This window comes from Halobellus rufus, assembly GCF_000739575.1.
Taxonomy (GTDB): Archaea; Halobacteriota; Halobacteria; order Halobacteriales; family Haloferacaceae; genus Haloquadratum; species Haloquadratum rufum.
Genome location: NZ_BBJO01000003.1, coordinates 1 through 22,435, shown reverse-complemented (window position 1 = coordinate 22,435; position 22,435 = coordinate 1). Strand labels below are relative to the sequence as shown.

25 protein-coding genes and 1 tRNA gene are annotated in these 22,435 nt (G+C 67.6%); 19 read left to right on the top strand and 7 right to left on the bottom strand.

The window, feature by feature from the left end; translation table 11 throughout:
* Nucleotides 1-16: 16 nt before the first annotated feature.
* Genes ACP99_RS01820 through tmk form a run of 4 tightly spaced genes read left to right on the top strand, consistent with a single transcriptional unit; the run spans nt 17 to nt 3,488 of the window.
* Nucleotides 17-1,078 (top strand): metal ABC transporter substrate-binding protein, encoded by a 1,062-nt coding sequence (locus tag ACP99_RS01820; protein WP_049984961.1) that lies wholly within the window; start codon nt 17-19, stop codon nt 1,076-1,078.
* Nucleotides 1,075-1,812, top strand: coding sequence for a metal ABC transporter ATP-binding protein (locus ACP99_RS01815; RefSeq protein ID WP_049984960.1), 738 nt, complete (start codon nt 1,075-1,077; stop codon nt 1,810-1,812). The genes ACP99_RS01820 and ACP99_RS01815 overlap by 4 nt, the downstream gene beginning before the upstream one ends.
* 49 nt (nt 1,813-1,861) lie before the next feature.
* Nucleotides 1,862-2,842 (top strand): metal ABC transporter permease, encoded by a 981-nt coding sequence (locus tag ACP99_RS01810; protein ID WP_081927040.1) that lies wholly within the window; start codon nt 1,862-1,864, stop codon nt 2,840-2,842.
* Nucleotides 2,843-2,888: 46 nt separating this feature from the next.
* Complete coding sequence (gene tmk, locus ACP99_RS01805; protein WP_049984959.1) at nt 2,889-3,488, top strand: dTMP kinase; 600 nt, start codon at nt 2,889-2,891, stop codon at nt 3,486-3,488.
* A 56-nt stretch (nt 3,489-3,544) separates the two neighbouring features.
* Here tmk and ACP99_RS01800 read toward each other — a convergent pair whose 3' ends face one another.
* Together ACP99_RS01800 and ACP99_RS01795 are read right to left on the bottom strand one after the other, a co-directional pair.
* Nucleotides 3,545-3,865 carry a hypothetical protein gene (locus tag ACP99_RS01800; RefSeq protein WP_049984958.1) on the bottom strand — a complete coding sequence of 107 codons (321 nt, stop codon included), beginning with the start codon at nt 3,863-3,865 and terminating at the stop codon, nt 3,545-3,547.
* A gap of 95 nt (nt 3,866-3,960) precedes the next feature.
* Nucleotides 3,961-4,191, bottom strand: coding sequence for an Lrp/AsnC family transcriptional regulator (locus tag ACP99_RS01795; RefSeq protein ID WP_049984957.1), 231 nt, complete (start codon nt 4,189-4,191; stop codon nt 3,961-3,963).
* A 134-nt stretch (nt 4,192-4,325) separates the two neighbouring features.
* Between ACP99_RS01795 and ACP99_RS01790 the strand changes: the two genes are divergently transcribed.
* Both ACP99_RS01790 and ACP99_RS01785 read left to right on the top strand, forming a co-directional pair.
* Nucleotides 4,326-5,009 (top strand): potassium channel family protein, encoded by a 684-nt coding sequence (locus ACP99_RS01790; RefSeq protein WP_049984956.1) that lies wholly within the window; start codon nt 4,326-4,328, stop codon nt 5,007-5,009.
* The gene (locus tag ACP99_RS01785) at nt 5,009-5,239 is read left to right on the top strand and encodes an Lrp/AsnC ligand binding domain-containing protein (RefSeq protein WP_049984955.1); all 231 of its coding nucleotides are present in this window, start codon (nt 5,009-5,011) and stop codon (nt 5,237-5,239) included. Before ACP99_RS01790 ends, ACP99_RS01785 begins: the two co-directional genes overlap by 1 nt.
* A gap of 14 nt (nt 5,240-5,253) precedes the next feature.
* On the opposite strand, the gene ACP99_RS01780 is transcribed toward ACP99_RS01785, so the two are convergent.
* Nucleotides 5,254-5,766, bottom strand: coding sequence for a DUF5813 family protein (locus ACP99_RS01780; RefSeq protein WP_049984954.1), 513 nt, complete (start codon nt 5,764-5,766; stop codon nt 5,254-5,256).
* Between the two features lie 371 nt (nt 5,767-6,137).
* Here ACP99_RS01780 and ACP99_RS01775 point away from each other — a divergent pair, with 371 nt between their 5' ends.
* The gene (locus ACP99_RS01775) at nt 6,138-6,512 is read left to right on the top strand and encodes a 30S ribosomal protein S8e (RefSeq protein WP_049985181.1); all 375 of its coding nucleotides are present in this window, start codon (nt 6,138-6,140) and stop codon (nt 6,510-6,512) included.
* 22 nt (nt 6,513-6,534) lie between these two features.
* Here the strand turns inward: ACP99_RS01775 and ACP99_RS01770 are convergent, their stop codons facing one another.
* The gene (locus ACP99_RS01770) at nt 6,535-7,536 is read right to left on the bottom strand and encodes a phosphate signaling complex PhoU family protein (RefSeq protein WP_049984953.1); all 1,002 of its coding nucleotides are present in this window, start codon (nt 7,534-7,536) and stop codon (nt 6,535-6,537) included.
* A 353-nt stretch (nt 7,537-7,889) separates the two neighbouring features.
* On the opposite strand from ACP99_RS01770, the gene ACP99_RS01765 reads away from it, so the two are divergent.
* The 5 genes from ACP99_RS01765 to phoU all read left to right on the top strand — a co-directional run bounded on the left by ACP99_RS01765 (nt 7,890) and on the right by phoU (nt 13,298).
* Nucleotides 7,890-8,951, top strand: coding sequence for a PstS family phosphate ABC transporter substrate-binding protein (locus ACP99_RS01765; protein WP_049984952.1), 1,062 nt, complete (start codon nt 7,890-7,892; stop codon nt 8,949-8,951).
* Between the two features lie 57 nt (nt 8,952-9,008).
* Nucleotides 9,009-9,968 carry a phosphate ABC transporter permease subunit PstC gene (gene pstC / locus ACP99_RS01760; protein WP_049984951.1) on the top strand — a complete coding sequence of 320 codons (960 nt, stop codon included), beginning with the start codon at nt 9,009-9,011 and terminating at the stop codon, nt 9,966-9,968.
* 1 nt (nt 9,969) lies between these two features.
* Nucleotides 9,970-11,625 carry a phosphate ABC transporter permease PstA gene (gene pstA, locus ACP99_RS01755; protein WP_049984950.1) on the top strand — a complete coding sequence of 552 codons (1,656 nt, stop codon included), beginning with the start codon at nt 9,970-9,972 and terminating at the stop codon, nt 11,623-11,625.
* The gene (pstB, locus tag ACP99_RS01750) at nt 11,622-12,515 is read left to right on the top strand and encodes a phosphate ABC transporter ATP-binding protein PstB (RefSeq protein WP_345775632.1); all 894 of its coding nucleotides are present in this window, start codon (nt 11,622-11,624) and stop codon (nt 12,513-12,515) included. Before pstA ends, pstB begins: the two co-directional genes overlap by 4 nt.
* Nucleotides 12,516-12,620: 105 nt before the next feature.
* Nucleotides 12,621-13,298 carry a phosphate signaling complex protein PhoU gene (gene phoU / locus ACP99_RS01745; RefSeq protein ID WP_049984948.1) on the top strand — a complete coding sequence of 226 codons (678 nt, stop codon included), beginning with the start codon at nt 12,621-12,623 and terminating at the stop codon, nt 13,296-13,298.
* Nucleotides 13,299-13,340: 42 nt separating this feature from the next.
* Here phoU and ACP99_RS01740 read toward each other — a convergent pair whose 3' ends face one another.
* Nucleotides 13,341-14,486: a KaiC domain-containing protein gene (locus tag ACP99_RS01740; RefSeq protein ID WP_049984947.1), complete on the bottom strand. Its 1,146-nt coding sequence runs from the start codon at nt 14,484-14,486 to the stop codon at nt 13,341-13,343.
* Between the two features lie 172 nt (nt 14,487-14,658).
* Here ACP99_RS01740 and ACP99_RS01735 point away from each other — a divergent pair, with 172 nt between their 5' ends.
* The 5 genes from ACP99_RS01735 (at nt 14,659) to mptA (ending at nt 18,840) form a co-directional block, all read left to right on the top strand.
* A complete protein-coding gene (locus ACP99_RS01735; protein WP_049985180.1) occupies nt 14,659-15,483 on the top strand; it encodes an NAD(+)/NADH kinase in 825 nt (274 codons plus the stop codon).
* Between the two features lie 142 nt (nt 15,484-15,625).
* Nucleotides 15,626-16,870 carry an NAD(P)/FAD-dependent oxidoreductase gene (locus tag ACP99_RS01730; RefSeq protein WP_049984946.1) on the top strand — a complete coding sequence of 415 codons (1,245 nt, stop codon included), beginning with the start codon at nt 15,626-15,628 and terminating at the stop codon, nt 16,868-16,870.
* A gap of 153 nt (nt 16,871-17,023) precedes the next feature.
* On the top strand, nt 17,024-17,254 hold the full coding sequence (locus tag ACP99_RS01725; RefSeq protein ID WP_231554196.1) for a hypothetical protein: 231 nt from the start codon (nt 17,024-17,026) through the stop codon (nt 17,252-17,254).
* Nucleotides 17,255-17,391: 137 nt separating this feature from the next.
* Nucleotides 17,392-17,784 (top strand): DUF7124 domain-containing protein, encoded by a 393-nt coding sequence (locus tag ACP99_RS01720; protein ID WP_049985179.1) that lies wholly within the window; start codon nt 17,392-17,394, stop codon nt 17,782-17,784.
* Nucleotides 17,785-17,907: 123 nt separating this feature from the next.
* Nucleotides 17,908-18,840, top strand: a complete 933-nt coding sequence (mptA, locus tag ACP99_RS01715; RefSeq protein ID WP_049984944.1) for a GTP cyclohydrolase MptA — start codon at nt 17,908-17,910, stop codon at nt 18,838-18,840.
* An 11-nt stretch (nt 18,841-18,851) separates the two neighbouring features.
* Here the strand turns inward: mptA and ACP99_RS01710 are convergent, their stop codons facing one another.
* Both ACP99_RS01710 and ACP99_RS01705 read right to left on the bottom strand, forming a co-directional pair.
* A complete protein-coding gene (locus ACP99_RS01710) occupies nt 18,852-19,676 on the bottom strand; it encodes a TrmB family transcriptional regulator (RefSeq protein ID WP_049984943.1) in 825 nt (274 codons plus the stop codon).
* Nucleotides 19,677-19,752: 76 nt separating this feature from the next.
* Nucleotides 19,753-21,450 (bottom strand): DUF255 domain-containing protein, encoded by a 1,698-nt coding sequence (locus tag ACP99_RS01705; RefSeq protein WP_049984942.1) that lies wholly within the window; start codon nt 21,448-21,450, stop codon nt 19,753-19,755.
* A 301-nt stretch (nt 21,451-21,751) separates the two neighbouring features.
* On the opposite strand from ACP99_RS01705, the gene ACP99_RS01700 reads away from it, so the two are divergent.
* Together ACP99_RS01700 and ACP99_RS01695 are read left to right on the top strand one after the other, a co-directional pair.
* Nucleotides 21,752-22,237 carry an FxsA family protein gene (locus tag ACP99_RS01700; protein WP_049984941.1) on the top strand — a complete coding sequence of 162 codons (486 nt, stop codon included), beginning with the start codon at nt 21,752-21,754 and terminating at the stop codon, nt 22,235-22,237.
* 117 nt (nt 22,238-22,354) lie between these two features.
* Nucleotides 22,355-22,428, top strand: a tRNA-Ile gene (locus ACP99_RS01695).
* The last annotated feature ends 7 nt before the right edge of the window (nt 22,429-22,435 follow it).

Below are 22,435 nucleotides of genomic sequence, written 5' to 3'. Positions count from 1 at the left end.
CCATATTATTAAACAGATGAAGACGACCAGACGCCGACTGCTCGCATCGGCGGCGGGGATGGCAACGCTCGGAACAGTCGCCGGTTGCGTCGGCGGGACCTCCGGTACCGGATCGAACACCGCCGACGAACCGACCGTCCAGTCGTCGTTCTTCGTGTTCGGTGACGTCGCTCGCACGGTCGCGGGCGACGCCGCGAGTACCGACCTGCTCGTTCCGATCGGACAGCACGGTCACGGCTGGGAACCCGGCCCGCGCGTCCGCGAAGCCATCTCCGAGGCGTCGCTTCTCGTCCACGGGATGGAGGGCTTCCAGCCGTGGGTCGACGACATCCTCGTCGACCTCGAAGCCGACGACGCGGGCGTACGGACAGTCGACGCCAGTTCCGGAGTCGACCTGCTCGCTGCGGACGGCGGTCACGATCACGGCGCGGACGATCACGAGGACGAAGCCCACGCCGAAGATCACGACCACGAGGAAACGCACGCGGATGACGACCCCGACGACGGCCACGCGGACGACCACGAGGGCGAAGATGGCGCTGCGATGGATCCGCACTTCTGGATGGACCCGCTCCGCCTCGCCGACTCGGTGCGCGTCGTTCGCGACGCGTTGACCGAGTTCGACGCCGACCACGCCGACGCGTACGAGTCGAACGCGGCGTCGTTCCGAGCCGAACTGGACGACCTCCACGGACGCGTCGAGTCAGCGGTTTCAGACGCCGAACGCGACGTGCTGTTGGTCGCCGGACACAACTCGCTGCGGTACTTCGGCGACCGGTACGGCGTCGGGATCGAGGCGCTCACCGACGTTTCGCCGGACGACCAGCCGACGGCGCGGGACATCGAGCGGGCGCAGGCGGTGATCGACCGGCACGGCCTGCGGTACATCTGTGCGGACCCGTTGGAGTCACAGCGCGCGGCCGAGCAACTCGTCGAGGAGACCGACGCCGAGGGGGTCCTCCCCCTCACGTCGATGCCGGGGCTGACCGACGAGTGGGAGGCGGAGGGGTGGGGGTACGTGGACGTGATGCGAAACGTGAACCTCCCCACGATCGAACGGGCGTTGACGGACGAATGAACGCCATCGAAGCCCGGGACGTCACGTTCGCCTACGGCGACGAGCCGGTCTTAGAGAACGTCTCACTCACGGTCGAGGAGGGCGCGTTCCTGGGGCTCGTCGGGCCCAACGGGTCGGGGAAGACGACGCTTCTGGAGCTGTTGATCGGGCTCCGACGCCCCGATAGCGGCTCGGTCTCGCTGTTCGGCGAGCCGGCGACCGACTTCCCGCACGGCGAGCGGATCGGCTACGTCCCGCAGGACGTCGGGAGTGCCAACGGGGAGATGCCGATCACGGTTGCCGAGGTCGTTCGGATGGGGCGCTATCCGCACCGACTCCTCGGCCGGTTCTCCGAGGACGACCGCCGGGCGGTCGCGAACGCGATGGAGCGCGTCGGGATCGCTGACCTCGCGGACCGCCGCGTCGGCCGCCTCTCTGGCGGACAGCGACAACGGGTGTTCATCGCGCGTGCGCTGGCCGGCGAGGCCGATCTGCTGGCGCTCGACGAGCCGACGACCGGCGTCGACGCCGAGTCCCGGGAGTCGTTCTACGACCTCCTGCACGAACTGAACGACGAGGGCCTGACCGTCGTCCTCATCGAGCACGACATCGGCGTCGTCACGACCCACGCGACCGAGGTCGCCTGCCTCAACCGGGAGTTGTACTTCCACGGCAGCCCGGAGGCGTTCGTCGAGACCGACGCCCTCGCGGCAGCCTACGGGGAGAGACAGCACGTCGTTCAGCACGACCACTGATGAATCACCAGCCACGACCACCGATGACGAGAGACAGGCGGAGTTCCGTATGATCGCGACACAGACGCCCGCTGCCGTCGGGTTCGCCAGTTCCGGGATCGGCCTCGTCGACGCCGCGACCGACGTGATCCTCGACGACCTCTGGGGAACGGCGTTCGACCTGCTCGCGGCGCTGACCGGGTTCGAGATCCTCGCGCTCCCGTTCATGCAGCGCGCGTACCTTGCGGCGGTCTGCGTCGCGATCATCGGGCCGCTCGTCGGGAGCTTCTTGGTCCACCGCGAGATGGCGATGATCGGCGACACGCTGGCGCACTCGGCGTTCGCGGGGGTGGCGGCCGGGCTGTTCGTGAACGCCGTACTCCCCGTGACGGTCTCCCCGCTTCTCACCGCCCTCGTCGTGGCCGCCGCCGCCGCGCTGGCGGTGCAGGCGCTCATCGACTACGCCGGGGCGTACCGCGACACGTCGCTCGCGATCGTCCTGACCGGCTCGTTCGCCGTCGGGAGCGTGCTCGTGACCGCGACCGACGGGGGGATCGCCGTCGGCATCAACGCGTACCTCTTCGGGTCGCTCGCGACGGTCACACGGGCCAACGCCGCCGTCTTGCTGGCGATGAGCGTCGTCGTGAGCGCGGTCGTCGCGGTCGCGTACCGCCCGCTCGTCTACGTCACGTTCGACGAGGTGGGCGCGCGCGCCGTCGGTCTCGACGTGACGCGCTACTCGCAGCTGATCGCGGTGCTGACGGCCGTCGTCGTCGTCGCGGCGATGCAGATTATGGGCGTCATCCTCGTCGCCGCGATGCTCGTGATCCCGGTCGCGGCTGCGGCCCCCGTCCGCGGCTTCCCGCGATCGATCGTCGCCGCGGTCGCGGCGGGACTGCTCGCGACGGTCCTCGGCGTGACCCTTTCGTACTGGTTCGACGTCGCCGCGGGCGGAACGATCGTCCTCGTCGCGATCGGGGTGTACGCGCTGTCGCGAACCGGATCGTGGGCGGCTCACCGGCGGGTTGACCGAGCGACTCGCGACGACTGATTCCGACTCCGAGGAGTTTTAACGCTGCTCGCCGCCACCTCGACGTATGCTGCTCACGCTGGAGGGACTGGACGGCAGCGGCAAAAGCACCGCGTGGGAGGCGTTGCGAGCGGAGTACCCGGACGCGGTGTTCACCCGCGAGCCGACCGACTCGTGGTACGGCGACGCCGTCGCCCGGTCGATGGGCGACGACGACGCCGACCCCCTCGCCGAACTCTTCTTGTTCACGGCCGATCACGCCGACCACCTCTCGCGGGTCGTCCGACCGGCGCTGTCGGAGGGCTCTCTCGTCGTGACCGACCGGTACACCGACTCCCGGTACGCCTACCAGGCCGCGTCGCTCTCGGAGTCGTACCTCGCCGGCGGGCGAGATCCGCTGACGTACATCCAAGAGGTCCACGAGGCGTTCACGCACCCGCCCGACGGGACGATTTACCTCGACGTCGACCCCGAGACGGCAGCCGAACGCGCGGGCGCGACCAACAAGTTCGAGCGCGCGGCATACCTCGAACGGGTCCGCGAGAACTACGAGCGACTCATCGACGCCGATCCCGAGCGGTTCGTCCGCGTCGACGCGGGGCAGCCGCTCGAGGACGTTCTCGACGACGTGCGATCCGGTTTCGAGGACCTGCTGGAGCGTCAGTAACGCCGCTCGCGGGGCCGGTAACCCTGCTCCCTACTCGCTTCGACACCGATCCCCTTTCAGCGCTGCTGGGGGAGGTCCATCTCTTCGGGCGACGGGACGTACAGCGTATCGATGGTGAACCCGAGCGCGAGCGGGAGGCCGACAGCCGCGCCGAGCAGGGCAGTCGCACCGAGGTTCAACCCCGCGCCGATGGGGAAGATGCCGAAGAAGACGAGCGTCGTCACGAGCAGGACGACCGGGGTGACGGTGAACGAGTAGATCACGTACCCCCACTGCGTGTTCAACCGCAGGCGGAAGAAGCGGGTCAACACCGCCGCGAACAGCGTGTGGGCCGCGAGTACTGCTGCGAACAGGACGAGCCCGACGACGGACACCATACAGGCGGTAGGTGCGCGGCCGACTTTACGGATTCGGCTTCGGGAGACGCCGACGCTCGTCGGACGCGGCCCCCCGCGGAGGCGGACGACCGGCCTCACTCCATCGCGATGTACGTCTTCGTCTCGGTAACGCCGGTCAGGCCCTGAATCTCGTTCGAGGCGGCGTTCAGAATCTCGTAGACCGCCTCCGCGTCCGCCTCGACGATGATGTCGTACGCGCCCGCGACGATGTGGGCCTCCGCGACGTTCGCGAGCCCGCGGATCGATTCGACGATCTGCTCGGACGTCCCCGGGCCGGTCTTCACCATAATGAACGCGTGTACCATACTACCACGGTACGTGGTACCGTCTCAAAGCGTTTGTGCCGCCGCGCGTGCGGCGACGACGGTCGTCGAACGACGCCGGGCGGAGTGGGGCGCTCGGAGAAACATTATTGACGGGAGACGGCGTAGGGAACCGTATGCGGTTTGTTATCATTGGTGCCGGGCGGGTCGGACTCCGGACCGCCCGCGTTCTCAGAGAGGAGGGACACCAGATCACGCTCGTCGAACGGGACCGGGATCGGGCCGAGCACGCCCGCGACGACGGCTTCGAGGTCGTCGAGGGCGACGGGTCGCTGGAGGACGTGCTGTTGGACGCCGGTATCGAGGCGGCCGACGGGTTCGGCGCGCTCACGAGCGACCTGAACACCAACTTCGCGGGGTGTTCGATCGCCAAGCACTACCGGACGTGGACGGTTCTCCGCGTCGACGAGGACTATCGAGAGGAGGTCTACGAGAAGTACGCCGACGAGGTCGACGAGGTCGTCTACCCCGAACGGCTGGGCGCGATCGGCGCGAAGAACGCGCTGCTCGGCGGGTCGATCCGCGCCATCGCGGACGTCGCACAGAACCTCCAGGTCGTGTTGATGACCGTCACCGAACAGTCGCCGATGCGCGGGTACACGATCGAAGAGGTCGCCCTCCCCGCCAACTCGCGGATCGTCGCGTTCGGCAAGGCCGATAAGCCGATGGGGCTGCCGCTCGCCGACGACTCGCTGGAGGTCGGCGACCGCCTCGCGGTGCTCTCGGACTTCGAGGTCCTCGAGGAGGTCAGGCAGTTGATCGTCGGCGAGCGGCTCGCTCCCGAGGGGGGTGTCGCCTGATGGTCACCGCCTACGTGATGGTCAAGGCGTCCACCGGCGACGTCGACCGCCTGAAGTCGGACATGCTCGCGCTCGACGACGGGCTCGACAGCGTCAGCGTCGTCGCCGGCGACGTCGACTACATCGTGAAAGTCACCGTCGACGGCCCCGAGGACGTCAAGGAGATCGCCACGGCGATCCACGAGATGCCCGGCATCGAGAACACGCAGACGTACATCGCGATGGACTGATTCTTTCGGAACGGCTACAGCGGCGTGCCGCCCTGACTGCCGCCGGCGGCGTCGGTCGCCTGCTGGATCAGGTGCGTCACCGGTTCCGTGTACTCGTATCCGGGAATGATCCCCTCGACGTACGTCCCCTCGGCGTACTCGGCGACGGCCACCGCGTCCGCGGCCCCGCGCGTCGCGTCGAGGTCCGCGAGTTCGACGCGGACGACGGCCTCGTCGCCCTCGCGTTCGACGTCGACGTCGGTCTCGTCGCCGCCGCGGAGCGCGCCGTCAACGTCCGCCATCCGGAGCGCGAACGTGTCGAACCAGCCGTCCTCGACGACCGGTGCGACCCGGTCGGCGGTCACCGAATCGAGCATCGGCACGCGGACGGTGACGTCGAAGGTCGATTCCGCCCCGTCGCTCGCCACCGAGACCGTCGCGTCGAAGACGGTCGTCGTGATCGCGTACTCCCCCGCCGCCGTCTCCTCGAGTTCCTCTTCGGCGTCGGCGGCGCGCCGGGCGCGTTCGACCGCGTCGGATCCGCTCATCTGCACTCACTCATTGTCGCACGGAGGGGCTCGGGCGACTAAAACGTCTCGCAGCGGGGACGGTGCGATCGCGGGCGACCCGCCGGGTACGGCGGCGAGGACCGGAAATTCGCTCCGAGTGCGGCACGTTTAAGTGGATCCCTGCCAATCGCCAAAGTGACGCTTCGTCTGGAGGGCCGAAGCGTCAGCGGGGACCAATTCAGGGCGGTAGCGGCCGTCCGGGCCGTTCCCGGACGGCTGCTCCCTTTTCCGCGATCCACGACGGAGAGCGTCGGCGGCGTCGATCCGCAGGCGTGCCGTGCTTCGTCGGCGTGAGCGGTCTCGAACGTCGATTCGAGTCATTGAAGTACTCGCCCGGACAGGTGTTCCGTATGCAGGACCAAGGACGTTCCAAGCGGAAGCGCACCGGCGGTCGACGCCGGCGCTCGCACAAGAAGACCCGACACCAGCTGGGTCGCCAGCCCGCCGAGACCACCGTCGGCGAGCCCCGGTTCCAGATCATCGACTCCCGCGGCAACAACGAGAAGGTCCGCGCGCTCTCGGCGAACACCGCGCAGGTCGCCACCGACGGCGAGGTCACCGAGGCGACGATCGAGAACGTCGTCGAGAACCCCGCGAACGTCAACTACGTCCGCCGGAACATCATCACGAAGGGCGCCATCATCGAGACGAGCGAGGGCCGCGCCCGCGTGACGTCCCGACCCGGCCAGAGCGGCCAGGTCAACGCCGTTCTCCTCGAGGAGTAACGCCGCTCTTCGCGCGGACGCCCTACGGCGTCGGCGCAGCTTTCTGCAGTGCGGTTTCGGCGATGTTCCCGCCGTAGTCCGCGCTCCGCGACACCGAGTCGACGATCAGCCCCAGGAGCTGTGCGCGGGCCGGATCGAGGTCGCGGAGCAGTTCGTCGATCTTCCGGGCCCGCTCGTCGATCACCTGGACGGACTCGCGCGCCTCGTTCGCCAGCCGGGTCGCCTCGTCGCTGTCGTCGGCCAAGAGCGCCTGCATCCCGTCGTCGATGATCGATCTGGCCTCCGCGTGGAGTTCGTCGAGGGCGTCGACGACGTCCTCGGGGATCGGCTTCTCGAACTCGAGCGTCAGGTGCGCGATCTTCGTCGCGTGGTCGGCGACGCGTTCGAGCTGCCGCGCGGCCGACTGGTAATCGAAGCAGACCTCCCGGGGCAGCCCGAGTTCCTCGGCGGCCTTCGGGGTTCGCAGCGTCGCGCGGAAGATGCGGGAGACCACCATCCACAGCCGGTCGACGTCGTCGTCGCGCTGGATCACGTCCCGCGCCATGTCGGTGTCGAGTTCCGCGAGCGCGTCGACGGCGTCTTCGAGCATCGACAGCGAGATCAGCCGCATCCGACGGACGGCGGTGTGGATCGACAGCTCCGCGGAGTCGAGGAGGTCCCGGATGACGACCGTATCGCGCGTCTCCTCTAGGACTTCCAGTCCGACGAGACTCTGCGTGGCCTGCCTGATCGTCCGCCGCTGGTCGGTCGTGATCCGCGATCCCTCGAGGGTGATGATGTCGAAGCCGCTGACGTACATCGTCATGACCGCGCGCGTGAGTTCGTCGCCCGAGAGGTCGGTCACGTCCAGCGTCCCCTCCGTCCGCTCCTCGCCGTTCGTCGGGGCCAAGAACAGCGAGTCGCCCTCCGGGTAGAACTCCACGACGCTCCCCGCCGAAACGTCGTTTTCCGTCGCCCAGTCTTTCGGAATCGACACCGTGAACGTCGACCCGCCCGTGACCTGCACCTTCCGCGTTTCGACCATAGGGTGCGTAGCGATCAGTCGAATATAAAAGTACTCTTTTCTATATAGTTGCTCTGTAGTGGATGGGTGTGATACTGGGTACGGGGGCCGCGGGAGCGAATACGGAGCGGTCCCCTGTCGGGGTCCCCCCGACCCGGGGTTCGGAGTTGGCGTCGAACTGACGATAACAGTGTACTCGGATGCGCGTAGTGTGTTCTACCACGATCTCGGATCGGGTTCTCGTCCGCTGTAACCAAGTTTCACGCCGTATGCGGACCCACGGACGCTCGGTCTACTGGTGCGTATGGAATACTATTTTTTCTATATAGTCATATTAGCAGCGGTTTTATTTTATCTACGGCTACGGCGAAGTGATGACGCGCGAACCCGAGCGCAATAGTCGTGTTTCACGCCGGAAACTGCTCACCGCCGTCGGCGGCCTAGGGGCCGCTGGTCTGGCTGGCTGCACGCAGCAGAATACGGGCGGTGACGCTACCGCCGAACCGACGGCGGCCGATTCCGACGGTGATAGTTCGGACGGATCCGGAGACGGCGGCTCGCAGACGCTCTCGGGCGACATCGACATCGCCGGCTCCTCGACGGTGTTTCCGCTCGCGACGGCGATGGGCGAGCGCTTCGAGGAGCAGCACAGCGGCGTCAGCATCAGCCTCCAGTCGACGGGATCCGGTGGCGGATTCGCGAACTACTTCTGCACCGGACAGACCGATTTCAACAACGCCTCGCGGCCGATCCAGCCCGAGGAGGAAGAGCAGTGCGCGGACAACGACGTCGAACCCGTCGAACTCAAGGTCGCCACCGACGCGCTGACGGTGATCGTCAACAACGACAACAGTTTCATCGGCGAGGGCCTCACCGTCGAGGAGTTAGAGGCGATCTGGTCGGCGGAGTCGGCTCCGGAGACGTGGGCCGACGTGAACTCCGAGTGGCCCGACGAGCCGCTGGAACTGTACGGTCCCTCCGACGCGTCGGGGACGTACGACTACTTCAACGAGACGATCATCGGCGAGGAGGGCGAGCACCGCCAGGACTACTCGCCGACAGAGCAGGACCGGACGATCATCCAGGGCGTGAGCGGTTCGGAGTTCGCGATGGGCTATCTGGGCTTCGCGTACTACAGCCAGAACCAGGACACGGTACAGGCCGTGTCGATCAGCGACGGGGACGACGAGTACGTCGAGCCGTCGCTCGACACCGCGCTCTCGGGCGAGTACACTCCGCTCTCGCGGCCGCTTTTCACGTACCCGAAGGTCGCTGCCCTCCAGGAAGAGCACATAGGTGAGTTCGCCCGCTTCTGGATCGAGAACTCGACGGACGAGGCGATCGTCGCCGACGAGGTCGGCTACGTCCCGCTCAGCGAGGACGAGCGCGAGGAGATGCTCGGCCGGATCGACGAGGCCGCGGGCGGCTCCGACTGAGCCGATCTGACGGGAGCACCGCTCTCGGACCACACACGTTCACATTCCATTTATGTTATGAGCACGGACGATCTGGCGACGGACATCTCGAAACAGACGGAGAACTCGCCGCGCGAGTTGCTGACGCGGACGTTCTTCTTCCTGTGTGCGGGCCTCTCCATCGTGACGACGATCAGCATCGTCGTCCTCCTGGTGACCGAGGCCGCGAAGTTCTTCACGATCACCGCACCGCTGATGGGCGTCACCGGCGAGACCGCCTCGCTGGTCGACTTCCTCACGGGGACGACGTGGCAGATCAACAGCGGGGAGTTCGGCGTCCTCACGCTCGTGTCGGCGACGGTGATGATCACGCTCGGATCGGCGGTCATCGCGATCCCGCTCGGCGTCGCGACGGCGATCTACCTGAGCGAGTACGCGAGCAAGCGAGCGCGGTCGGTGCTGAAGCCGGCCCTCGAAATTCTCGCCGGCGTCCCGACGGTCGTCTACGGGTTCTTCGCGCTCATCTACATCACGCCCGCGCTCTCGGTCGTCTTCCCGAGCATCGGGACGTTCAATATGCTGTCTGCGAGCGTCGTCGTCGGCGTGATGATCATCCCGATGGTCGCCTCCATCAGCGAGGACGCGATGTCGGCGGTGCCCGACGAGCTCAGACAGGCGGGCTACGGGATGGGCGCGACGAAGTTCGACGTCGCGACCGGCATCGTCGTCCCGGCGGCGCTGTCGGGGATCTTCTCCTCGTTCATCCTCGCGCTCTCGCGGGCGATCGGTGAGACGATGGCCGTGACGATCGCCGCGGGGTCGCGCGCGCAGTTCCTCAACCCGCTCAACCCCGCGTCGTTCCTCGAGGGATCGCTCCCGATGACGGCCGCGATGGTGCAGTTGCTCCTCGGCGACATCACCGGCGGGGGGCTCGCCTACCGCAGCCTGTTCGCCATCGGGCTCGTGCTCTTCGTCATCACTCTGATTATGAACGTCATCAGCGACTTCGTCGCGCAGCGGTACCGGGAGGAGTACTGAGATGGCGACGACATCCGACTCCGGCGAGATCGAGGGCTTCGGACAGGTCAGCCGCACGGTCGGCACCGTCTTCCGGTACCTGCTGCTGGCGGCGACGATGTTCGGCATCGTGATGCTGGGCGTCCTCCTGCTGTACGTCGCCAACGACGCGATCCGCCCGCTGACGGCCGATCCGGGCTGGTATCTCGTCTTCCTCCTCGCGCTCGTCGTCCCGAGCGCCGCCGTCGGCTGGACGGTCCGCCGGCGCGACAGCGAGGCGTTCAACTTCGGCACGCTGCTCGTCGGGATGCTCGTCGTCTCGCTGATGTTCAGCGGGGGCGTCGCGCTCCTCGTCATCGACGTCGTCCCGCCGCTGGTCGCGCTGGCGTACGCGATCGGGATCGCGGTCCCCGTCGGCCTCTCGGTGCTGCTCACCGGGCAGGCCCACCGGATCTCGTTCACGCCGCGACTGGCCGCGACGACGGCGCTGTTTTACCTCTCGCTGTTCGGCCTCCCCGGGCCTGTCGGCGGGGCCCTCGGCGTCCCGCAGGTCGTCCCGAGCCTCGTCGGAGCGATCCAGTCGATTCCGGTCATCCCCGTCGACTGGATGATGATCGCCGCCGTCGTCGGCGGGGGATCCGCGGCGGCGGTCGGCGCGTACGCCGCGGGTATCGGCGACAGGACGACCGGCCTCTACGCTGCGACCGCGGCCTTCGCGGCGACGCTCGTCGCGGGGGCGCTCGGTCCGGCTGTCGGCCTCGGGGCCGTCCCGGCGGTCGTCGTCACCGCGGTCGCGTTCGTGCCGACTGGTGCGTACGCCTGGCGCGGCGGGTTCGCGGAGGAGGGCTCGCCGCTCGGACTGGTCTTCGCGGCGACGGTCGTCGGGGGCGCGCTCGTCGGCGCGCTCGCGGTCGACGCACTCGGGTTCGCCGGGCCGGCGTCGTGGGTCGACTGGGGATTCCTGACGAGCGCTCACAGCGGGACCGCCGAGAACGCGGGGCTGTACCCGGCGATCGGCGGGTCGATCCTCCTGATGGCGACCGTCGCGGCGCTGTCGTTCCCGCTCGGCGTCGGCGCGGCCGTGTACCTGGAGGAGTACGCCCCCGACAACGCGCTGACCCGTTTCGTCGACGTCAACATCTCGAACCTGGCGGGCGTTCCGTCGGTGGTCTACGGACTGCTGGGGCTGGGCGTCTTCGTGACGTACCTCGGGCAGTCCGCGGGGACGGTCCTCGTCGGCGGCGCGACGCTCGCGCTCTTGATCCTCCCCATCGTCATCATCTCCTCGCGGGAGGCGATCCGTTCGGTCCCCTCGGACATGCGGCAGGCGTCCTACGGGATGGGTGCGACGCGCTGGCAGACGGTCAAGAACGTCGTGCTCCCGGAGGCGTTCCCGGGGATCCTCACGGGAACCATCCTCGCGCTCGGCCGCGCGATCGGCGAGACCGCGCCGCTCATCATGATCGGCGCGCCGAACGTCGTGTTCAACCTCCCGGACACGCTCGGCTCGAAGGTGAGCGCGATGCCGCTGCAGGTGTACGCGTGGTCCGGGCTCTTCGCGAGCGAGGACTTCTACACGAAAGCGGTCCCCGCGGGTGTCGTAGTGCTTCTCGCCGTCCTACTGGCGATGAACTCGGTCGCGATCGTGCTCCGGAACAAGTTTGAACGAACAGGATGAGTCAGAACTCAATGAGCGAGCAGAACCGAGACGAACAGCGAACCGGCGACGCGGGGTCGCCGGATCCGACCGACGACGAGATGCTGATCCAGACGGACGTCAGCGAGAGCGTCGAACGGACGGGGGCGTCCTTCGACCGCGACACCGTCGTCAGCGCGAGGGACATCAACGTCTGGTACGGCGACGACCAGGCGCTGCAGAACATCTCGATGGACATCCCCGAGAAGAGCGTCACCGCGATGGTGGGACCCTCGGGCTGCGGGAAGTCGACGTTCCTCCGGTGTATCAACCGGATGAACGACCTGATCGACAGCGCGCGCGTCGAGGGTGACCTCTACCTCCGCGGGAAGAACGTCTACGACGACGACGTCGACCCGGTGGCGCTGCGCCGCCGGGTCGGGATGGTGTTCCAGAAGCCGAACCCGTTCCCGAAATCGATCCGCGAGAACGTCACGTACGGGTTGAAGATCCAGGACAAAGGCGGCGACTACGACGAGATCGTCGAGGAGTCGCTCAAGCGCGCGGCGCTGTGGGAGGAGGTGAAAGACCAACTCGACGAGTCGGGTTTGGAGCTCTCCGGCGGGCAGCAACAGCGGCTCTGCATCGCCCGAGCGATCGCACCCGATCCGGAGGTCCTGTTGATGGACGAGCCGGCGTCGGCGCTGGACCCGGTCGCGACCTCCCAGATCGAGGACCTCATCGAGGAACTCGCCCAGGAGTACACGGTCGTCATCGTGACGCACAATATGCAGCAGGCCGCGCGCATCTCCGATCAGACCGCGGTGTTCCTCACCGGCGGGGAACTCGTCGAGTTCGACGACACCCAGAAGATCTTCGAGAACCCCGAGAGCCAGCGCGTCGAGGACTACATCACCGGGAAGTTCGGGTGATCCGTGGGTGAGAGACGCACCGTTCGGTCGGGGAGCGCGGACCGCATCGCTCCGGCGGGGTCGCCGCCGCGACAGTATTAACCGACTTCACGTGATTCGCTAACTATGCCCAGACAAGAGTACCAAGAGTCCCTCTCGAACCTCCGCGAGGACGTCCTCTACATGAGCGAGGTCGTCGCCGAGCGGCTTCGACTGGGGCTCGACGCGCTCGAACAGAAGGACCGATCGACGGCCGAGGAAGTCGTCTCCGGCGACGACGAGGTGAACCAGATGTACCTCGACTTAGAGGGCGAGTGCGTCGATCTCATCGCGCTCCAGCAGCCCGTCGCCTCCGACCTCCGCTTCATCGCGGCGTCGTTCAAGATCATCACCGACCTCGAACGCATCGGCGACCTCGCGGTGAACCTCGCGCAGTACGCGATGGACGCCGACCGCGACGTCTTCCCCGAGGTCGACGTCCAGCAGATCGGCGCGGAGACGCTCGATATGCTCGAAGCGGCGATGGCCGCCTACGCGAACGAGGACCCGGAGGCGTGCCACGCGGTCGCCGAGCGGGACGACGACCTCGACGCGATGTGCGAGGCGGCGAGTTCGACCGTCGTTCGCGACCTCATCGAACACGACCCGTTCGGCGAGGACGACGCCGACGCGGAGGCGTACCTCCAGGACATCTCCCGACTCCTGCTCACGGTCCGGGACCTCGAACGCGTCGGCGATCACGCGGTCAACATCGCCGCGCGGTCGCTGTACATGATCGAAGACGACGCGAGCCTGCTGTACTGAGGCCCGCGAGCCGCACTTTTCACGCCGTTCCGTCGCCGACCGTCAAAAGAGGTTGGCCTGCCGGTACACCGAGATTCCGGACTCGGTGAGTTCGTAGGGCTTCGTCGCCCGCGAGTGGTTCGCATCGCGGATCTTCTGGATCTCGATGGCGAGTCGGGTCTCGCGGAAGTCGGTCCCGCGGACGTACTGGAGGACGAACACGGCGTCGGCGAGGTACTCGACGATCCCGAACCGCGAGGCGAAGGCGTTCTCCTCGTTGGCCTCGGAGGTCAGAAGCGTCGTGATCCCGGCCCGTTTCAGCGCGCGGGTGAACCCGAACACCTGGCTGCGTCGCTTCGGCGTGTGCTCGTACATCATCTCCAGCAGCGAGACGGAGTCCAAGACCAGGCGGTCCGCGCCGAACTCCTCGATCAGCTCGGGGAGGTCGTTCTGGATGCTGTCTAAGCTGTTGGCCATCTCCACGGGATCGATGTCGACGATGGCCAGTCGGTCGTCGTCGACGTAGCCCTCGAAGTCCCATCCCTTCTCGGCCGCCGTCGCGAGGATCCGGTCGTAGCTCTCCTCGAGCGTGATGTAGACGGCCGCCTCCCCGTTCTCGAGGCCGTGGTTCAGAAACTGCAGGCCGAAGGTGGTCTTGCCGGTCCCCGCGGATCCGATCGCGACCATCAGCGATCGGCGGGGGACGCCGCCGAGGATCATGTTGTCGAGGCCCTCGACGCCGATGTCGAGCCGTTCGAGATCCGATTCGAAGGACTCCTCGTCGAACGTCGCCTCCTCGAAGCCGCCCTGCTGGGCGTCGAACTCCGCCTGTGGCTCGCCGGCTCCGGGCTGTGAGCCGTCGAAACCGGTTCCGCTCGCCGGTGACGGGCCGTTCGCTCCCGGAACCCCGCCGCCCTCCGGCGACGGCGCGTTCTCGAACGCGTCCGCGAAGTCCCGGTCGAACGGGCTCGCTCCGTCCCCGTCGCTGTCCGGTTCGGGCTCACCGGCTTCGACCCCGGCTTCGACGCCGGATTCGTCGTCGCTGTCCGGGCTCACCTCCGCTTCGGACTCCTCTCCCGCTGGCTTCCCCTGGATGCTCTCCGGATCTGTACTGTCGTCGTCCGGGCCCCTCTCGTCGTCGTTCGGCCGCTGCTCGTCCTCCTCGTCCTCGCGGATCGCCTGCTCGAACCAGTCGTCCTCGTCGCTCACGGCGGCGCTCCTCCGGGCGCGGTGACGCCGTTCGGTCGGTGCGGTCGTCCGACGCGTTCGTGGCTCCGGTGCATCGCGGTCGTTCGCACGTCGGCCGGCGCGGCTATCAATGTTGCCCGAGCGCGCCGTGACGGAGCCCTTTTTTGACGTCGCGTCGAACGCAGCGGTGGAGATGAAGGTGGCCATCGTCGCGCAGTGGGGAAACGAACGGACGGCCGCGCTGGCCGACGAGATCCGCGAACAGTTGGTCGAAGCGGGTGTCACGGTGTGGATCGACGCGGCGACGGCCGCCGAACTCGGCGTTCCCGGGCGCGACGTCGACGAGTTCGACGCCGCGGACCTCGTCGTGAGCATCGGCGGGGACGGCACGTTCCTCTTCGCCGCCCACGGTGCGGGAGCGACGCCCATTCTCGGGGTGAACCTCGGGGAGGTCGGCTTTCTCAACGCCGTCAAGCCCGAAGACGCGGTCGACGCGGTGATGGCCGAAGTGACGCGGTTCCGCGAGGACGCCGAGCTTCCGACGCGGTCGATGCCGCGGCTCGAAGCCCGTGGCGAGGGCTGGACGCTCCCACCTGCGGTCAACGAAATCGTGGTGCAAGGCTCTCACCGCGGCCACGGCGGCGGCGCGTCGGTCGACGTCTCGGTCGACGGGTCTCCCTACGCGAGCGGGCACGCCGACGGCGTCCTGATCGCGACGCCGACGGGTAGCACCGCGTACAACCTCAGCGAGGACGGGCCGCTGGTCCACCCGGGCGTCTCCGGGCTGATCGTCACCGAGATGGCCGCCAGCGACGGGATGCCGCCGCTGGTCGTCGACCGCGACGCCGCGGTTTCGGTCTCAGTCAGCGACACCGAGGAGGCCGTCGTCGTCGTCGACGGACGGATCAGAGAGCGGATCGACCCCCCCGCAGAGGTGACCGTCGAAACCGCCGATCAGCCGGTCCTGATGGCGGGCCCCGCCTCGGATTTCTTCGAGGCACTCGGGAAACTCGAGTGACGAACGGTCCGTCTCCGTCCACCGGAACCGTCGATAAGTGGGCATCCTTCACACTTCTATGCGAAAACCGCGGCAAACGTTGCCAAACGTCCCGCCGAGCGGATAGCAATCCACATTAACCCCGAAGCCGAACCGCCTGCATATGACTCAGTCGTACGTGATCATCGGCGACGGTGTCGCCGGCAGTTCCGCCGCCGAGACCCTCCGCGAGGAGGAGCCCGACGCCGACATCACCGTCATCACGGACGAGGGTGAGGCCCTCTACAACCGGATCCTGATCAAGGAGTTCGCCAAGGGGAAACTCCCGGAGGCCCCGATCTCGATCCACGACGAATCGTGGTACGACGAGCGGGACATCGACCTCCGACTCAACACGCTCGTCGTCGACGTCGACGTCGACGGACACACCGTCGAGACGCACGAGGGCGAGGAGATCGCGTGGGACAAGCTCCTGCTCTCGATGGGCGGGACGCCGACGCAGCTCCCCGTCGACAACTCCGACGCCGAGGGCGTCCACCACTTCTGGACGTTCCAGGACGCGCGGTCGATCAAGTCACACATCGAGGAGGCCGACAGCTCCGTCGTCGTCGGCGCGGGACTGCTCGGCATCGACCTCGCGGCGATCACCGCCGCCCAGGACGTCGAGGGCAAGTACCTGATGCGCGGGAACCGCTGGTGGCGCTACGCGCTCTCGAAGGAGGGCGCGGAGATCATCCACGACGCGCTCCGCGAGCGGGACGTCGAGCCGGTGTTCGACTCCGGCGTCGATCACTTCGTGACCGACGACGACGGCCGCGTGACGACCGCGGTCGATCCCAACGGCGACGAGTACGACGCCGACTTCGTCGGCATCGCGATCGGCCTGAACTTCAACACCGAGATCCTGCAGGACACCCCGATCGAGACGGACACGGGGATCGTCGTCGACGAGTACATGCGGACGAACCACGACGACGTCTTCGCGGCGGGCGACATCACCGAATTCGACGACCTCATCCTCGGCGAGCGTGCCCAGAACGGCGCGTGGGGCTCCGCGAAGGAGCAGGGCTCGATCGCCGCGCAGAATATGGTCGACTACGGCTCCGAGCCCTTCGAGTGGGTCTCCTCGTACTCGATCACGCACTTCGACTTCCCGTTCCTCTCCTTCGGCCACCCGACCCTCGGTGACGACGAGGCCGAGGCGAAGTACTCCGACACAGAGTGGCGGCGGCTGGCGTTCAAGGACGGTCGCATCGTCGGCGGCGTCCTCATCGGCGACCTGTCCCCGCAGACGAAGTACAAACAGCTGATGCGCGAGCGGCGGGTCGTCTCCGATCAGAAGGACGTGCTGATGCAGCAGAGCTTCGAGATCGACGACCTCGAACTCGAAGAGACGCCCGCCGAGTAGCTTCGTAGGCCGACTCCGACACCGGTGGCTCCGTCCTCGCCCGCTATAGTTCGACCCGCGGTCGCGTTTCGATCTCCTTCTTCGCTCTCACGGTCTCTCGATTTCCAGCCGTTCGCCCCAATCTTTATGATCGAATGTGTTGTTTGGTATCGTATGTCACGATCGGTTAGCAACTCGGGTCGACACGGGGGGCCACGAGCTCTCGTGGAGTGTGACCCGACCGAACTGAGCGCGGGCGACCGCGTCCGCGACCTCGATCAGCTCTCGGCGGAGGCCCATCGAATGTTCCTCGACGCCGTCGACGGCTCGACGCGCGGCATCGCCTCGAGCGACCTTTCCCCCGGCGACGTGATCAAGTTCACCGAGTACTACCGCGTCGTGTAGGCACCGGCCCTCGGGCGCGGGCGCACCTCCGAGACGTGGGACTTCTCCGGACCGATGCAGTTTTCGGCGGCTAGCCGATAGAGTCGGGTATGAGCGAGGAGCCCTCGTCTTCAGGCGGTCCGGGCGGCGACGCCGATATGACGCTGGCGTTCGAGCTGTCGGCGCTGCAGGCGCTCGCGGACCCGAACGCGGTGTTCAGCGACGCCCGGCAGTGGACCGAGTACGTCGGCGTCCTGAGCGACAAGCCCACGTACGTCGTCACGAACTTCACGCGGAAACACCGCATCCGGCAGGACTTCTTCTCCGGCCCCCGCGGGGTGCAGGACAGTTTGGAGAACGTCAAGCGGCAGTTCGACACCGACCGGCACGTCTTCGTCGGCACGACCGAAGAGGACGAGGACATCGCCGAGGCGGCGGGCTGGGAGTACCTCCCGCTCGAACAGGCCGCGGAGGCCGCGGGGTGGACGATCGCCGGCGACACGGATCCCGAGGATCACTTCGCGTCGAGCGGGCGCGACGACTGGCCCTGATCGGCGGTCGCTGTCGCTTCCCCGACCCACGGTCGATAACGACCACGGGACCCCACGAACGGCCGCCTTCCCAGCCTTCGGCTAACGAAAGCGTTAATCGAACTCCGTCCTTCCCGAGTGACAATGAGTCACCAACTTCCCGACGTGCAGGCGAGCGAGCCGGACGTCTCCGTCGGGTTGAGTCAGGTCGGTGTTACAGGCGTCGACAAACTCGTCAAACTCGCCCGCGACGGCAAGCGCCCGCTGATTCTGACCGCGGAGTTCGAGGTGTTCGTCGACCTGCCCAGCGGCCGCAAGGGCATCGATATGAGCCGGAATATGCAGGTCATCGACGAGACGCTCGAATCGGCGGTCGCCGAGCCGGCTTACCGAGTCGAGGACCTCTGCGGCGACGTCGCCGAGCGCCTGCTCGCGAAGCACGAGTACACCTCGACGGCCGAGGTCCGGATGACCGCCGACTTCGTCGTCCGCGAGGACACGCCCGCGAGCGAACTCCCGACCCAGAGCACGATCAAGATCGTCGCCAGCGCGACGGCGACCGAGGAGGGGACCCGCGAAGAGATCGGTGCGGAGGTCGTCGGAATGACGGTCTGTCCGTGTTCGCAGGGGATGTCGGCCTCCCGCGCACGCGACGTCCTTCGGGATCTCGCGGTCGACGACGAGACCATCGAGGAGTTCCTCCAGCAGGTCCCCCAGCCCGGACACTCCCAGCGCGGCCACGCGACGCTGACGATCACGACGGAAGGCTCGCCCGACGTCGACCTGATGGACATCGTCGAAGTCGCCCGCGACTCGATGTCCGCGCGGATCTACAACCTCGCGAAGCGCCCCGACGAGGACTACATGACGTATCACGCCCACGCCGACGCGAAGTTCGTCGAGGACTGCGTCCGCTCGATGGCCGAGCAGGTCGTCGACGAGTTCGGTCACCTCGGCGACGACACCGTCGTCCACATGAAGCAGTCGAACGACGAGTCGATCCACCAGCACAACGCCCACGCCGAGCGCGAGGTCACGCTCGAACAGCTCCGCACGGAGTTGAACGGCGACGAGTAACTCTCGCAGGTCTACTTTTCGGCTGCGAGCGCCGACAGCGACAGCGGCTCCGCGGACTCCCAGCGCGGGTCGAACAGTTCTCTGACGTCGGCGGCGAACTCGGGGTCTTTCAGATCGATCATCGCGAACGCCTGCCCCGGGTCGAGGGGGTTCGGCACCTCGATGCAGACTTCGACGTCGTCGATGAGCTCGAACGTCCCCGAGAGGTCCGACGCGGTCCGGACCGAGAAGGAGGGGTGATCCGCGAGCGTGTCGGAGTAGCGCTCGCCGACGGTCGGGGGGAGCGACGACACGAGCTCCGGCGACATCAACACGGAGACGTCGACGCCGCGGTCTAAGGCGGCGGCGAGTTCCTCGGTCACCCGCTCGCCGATCGCACCGAGGTCGAACTGCGGTGAGATGTCCCCCGAAACGACGACCAGCGAGTCTTCCGCCGCCGCGAGGCGTTCGACGAGGAGCTCCACCCACTCCTCGGCGCCGACGGCCGCGGTCCAGAACTGGCTCTGGACCGGCTCTGCGGTCTCTAACTCGGCCGTGAGCTCGTCGACGACGCCCTCGTACTGCTCGACTTTCTCTTCGAGTTCCCGCCGCTTGCTCTCCAACAGCCGATCGAGCGCCGTGTCCGGCTCGACGGCGACGTACTTCTTCGGACGGCTCGCCGCCTGGCTCCTGACGAGGCTGTGCTGTTCGAGGCTGTTCAGCACGTCGTAGATCCGACCCATGGGGACGTCGCTCGCACGGGACAACTCCTTCGCCGTTGTCGGTCCGGTTCTGAGCAGCGACCGATACGCACGCGCTTCGTACTCCGACAGCCCGAGATCCCTGAGGCTCGCCATACCTCACGCTGCAGCCCCACAAATAAAAACGAATCGACGGTTTACGAGCGACGACGCTCTCTTCGAACCTCTCCCCTCACTCGCCGCTCGTGAGCGCGGCGACCGCGTCCAGCAGTTCGTCGGGCGTGGTGGCCTCCCGCCGCTCGTCGCCGCGGGACGCGACCGCGAACCCGTCGTCGACGTCGGGCGCGTCGGGCACGACGGCGGCCTCGTGGTCGGCGACGCGGAGCGCCGCGCGGTGGAGGTCGCTCCCCGCCGACTCGCCGACTGCCACGACGAGATCCGGGCGGGTCAGCCGCGCGGCCACCGAGCCGTAGCCGGCGACCTGAATCCCGATCCGATCCCACGCGCCCGCGAACGCCGCGATCCCCGCGTGCGCCGCGTCGGTGTAGTCGGCGGGCGTCGATGACGCGTCCCCGTCGCTACCGTCGGTCCCCACCGCGTCGCAGACGGCGGCGAGATCGAGCAGGGCCTCCGCCATCTCGACCCCGCCGTCGAGCGGCCGCAGCGGTTCGTCGAGGAGGCCGACGCCCTCCTCGGGGCCGTCGCGGAACGCGCCGTCGGGTTCCTGCAGGGCGTCGATCGCGCGGTCGGCGACGGCCCGCGCGACCGCCAGCGGCCCCCGTTCGGCGGCGAGCGCGTCGGGGCCGAGGACCTGTCGCCCCCGCGTGAACGCGGCGACGACGCGCGCGTGATCTTCGAGGAGAAGCTTCGGTTCGCCGGAATCGACGTGCGCGACCGTCCCGTCCTCGGCGACGTGGCTCGCTTCGAGTGCCTCGAGGACGCGTGCCGCGTACTCTCGGGCGGTCTCGTCGTCGGTGTACGACGCGAGCGTCAAGAGCGCGTCCGCGGCCAACGCGTTCCCGCCCGCGTAGGCCGTCAGATCGCGGCGGGGACCGAACGACGATTCGCCGTCGGGAACGTCGCCTTCGGCGTCGGTCTCGTCTCCGGCGGGGGCGACGCTGCCACCGAAGGCCGCGCCGTTCCAGAGTCGGTCGATCAGGAACTCCTGCGTCCCGAACGCGGGATCGAGCAGCGACTCGTCGCCGGTGTAAAGATAGCCGTTCGCGAACGCGCGGACGAGTGCCGCGTTGGCGTCGAGTACCTTCTCGGTGTGCGGGTCGGTCCAGTCGCGGCCTTCGGCGTATCGGTAGAATCCCCCCTCCTCGGCGTCGTAGAGAGACTCGCCGATCACGCCGAGCGTCTCGACCGCCTGCTCGCGGGCGCGCTTGAGCGCGAACTCGATGGTGCGTGGCAGCGGGAACTTCGCGTCGGTGCCCCAGCCGGCGAAACGCGGGTCCCACTTCTCGTCGAGTTGCCCCGCCAGGTGGGATTCGATCCGGTCGTCGACGGGCCCCGCGGGCGTCGGATTCCCCGCGAGCGCTCGCGGGATCCGTCCGGCGTCCTCGCCGCGGTCGGTCCAGACGTCGCGGACGGAGTTGAGCACCTGTCGCATCCCCTCCGGCGCGAGGTACGTCGCGCCGGTGATTACCTTCCCCGACGGCGTGCAGAAGACGGTCGAGGGGAACCCGCCCATATTGTAGCGTTCGCGGACGCGCGGGTGGCGGTCGACGTCGACGCGGACCGGCACGAATCCGTCGTTGACGTTGGCGGCGATCCGCGGCTCGGCGTACGTCTCGGCGTCCATCTCGTGACAGCTGTCGCACCACGTCGCGGTGAGCGCGAGGAGCACGGGTCTGTCGGCCGCGCGGGCCTCCTCGAAGGGCGCGGGGCCCCACTCGCGCCACTCGACGTGCGTCCGATCGTCGGTCATACCTGCGCTCGGACGCGACCGCGGGTAAGCCCTTCGAGGCGTGGCGAGCACGGACGACTTCGGTCGATGGCGGATCGGCTTTCGATACGCGGTTGCGACTTCACAACCTCCGTGGGTGGGAACCCTGCGAGTGGAACGAGTGGGACGTCGATGGACGCGTCGCGTCCATCGGGAACGGAAGCGGCCGGGGGCTTCCACGTTGCTCATTGCTCCGAGTAAGGTGCCACTTCGGACCAGCGCACATCGCAAACGGTATCGCTGCGACACAAGGGCTATGAACGGCGGTCCCAAACGAGGGGATATGCGAACGCGCTGGGTCATCGCCATCCTGCTCGCGATCCCGCTGGCCGACACGCTGCTGTTGCTCCCGGTCGCGCAGGCGATCGGCTTCGTGCCGACGGTCCTCCTGGTGGTCCTCACCGGGCTGCTCGGGATGCTCCTCGTCCGCGCGGAGGGACGACACACGCTGGCGAAGCTCCAGCGGAAGGCCGCGACGGGCGAGGCACCCACGAACGAACTGCTCGACGGCGGTCTGCTGATCGCCGCCGGGGCGTTCCTCCTCACGCCCGGGATCGTCACCGACGTCCTCGGGTTCGCTCTCGCGCTGCCGGTGACCCGCTACCCGATCCGCGAGGTGCTGAAGCGCTACGTGGTCCGCCCCTATCTGGACCGCCAGACCGGCGGCTTCGTCTCCGGTAACGTCTGGGTCGGCGGCTTCCCCGGCGACGACGACGTGATCAACCTCGACCCCGAGGAGTACGGCCGCTCCGGCGACGATAACTCCTGAGCGCATGCGGCCTCCGAGCCGCCGTCTCCCGAGTCGAACCCCGGCACTGCGTACCCAACTGCGGCCGAAAGGAAACCCTTAAACTACTCATCGAACAACGGATAGATGCGCTCACCTGGGCCAATAGCTCAGTCAGGTTGAGCGCTCGGCTGATAACCGGGAGGTCCGCGGTTCAAATCCGCGTTGGCCCACCTTCCA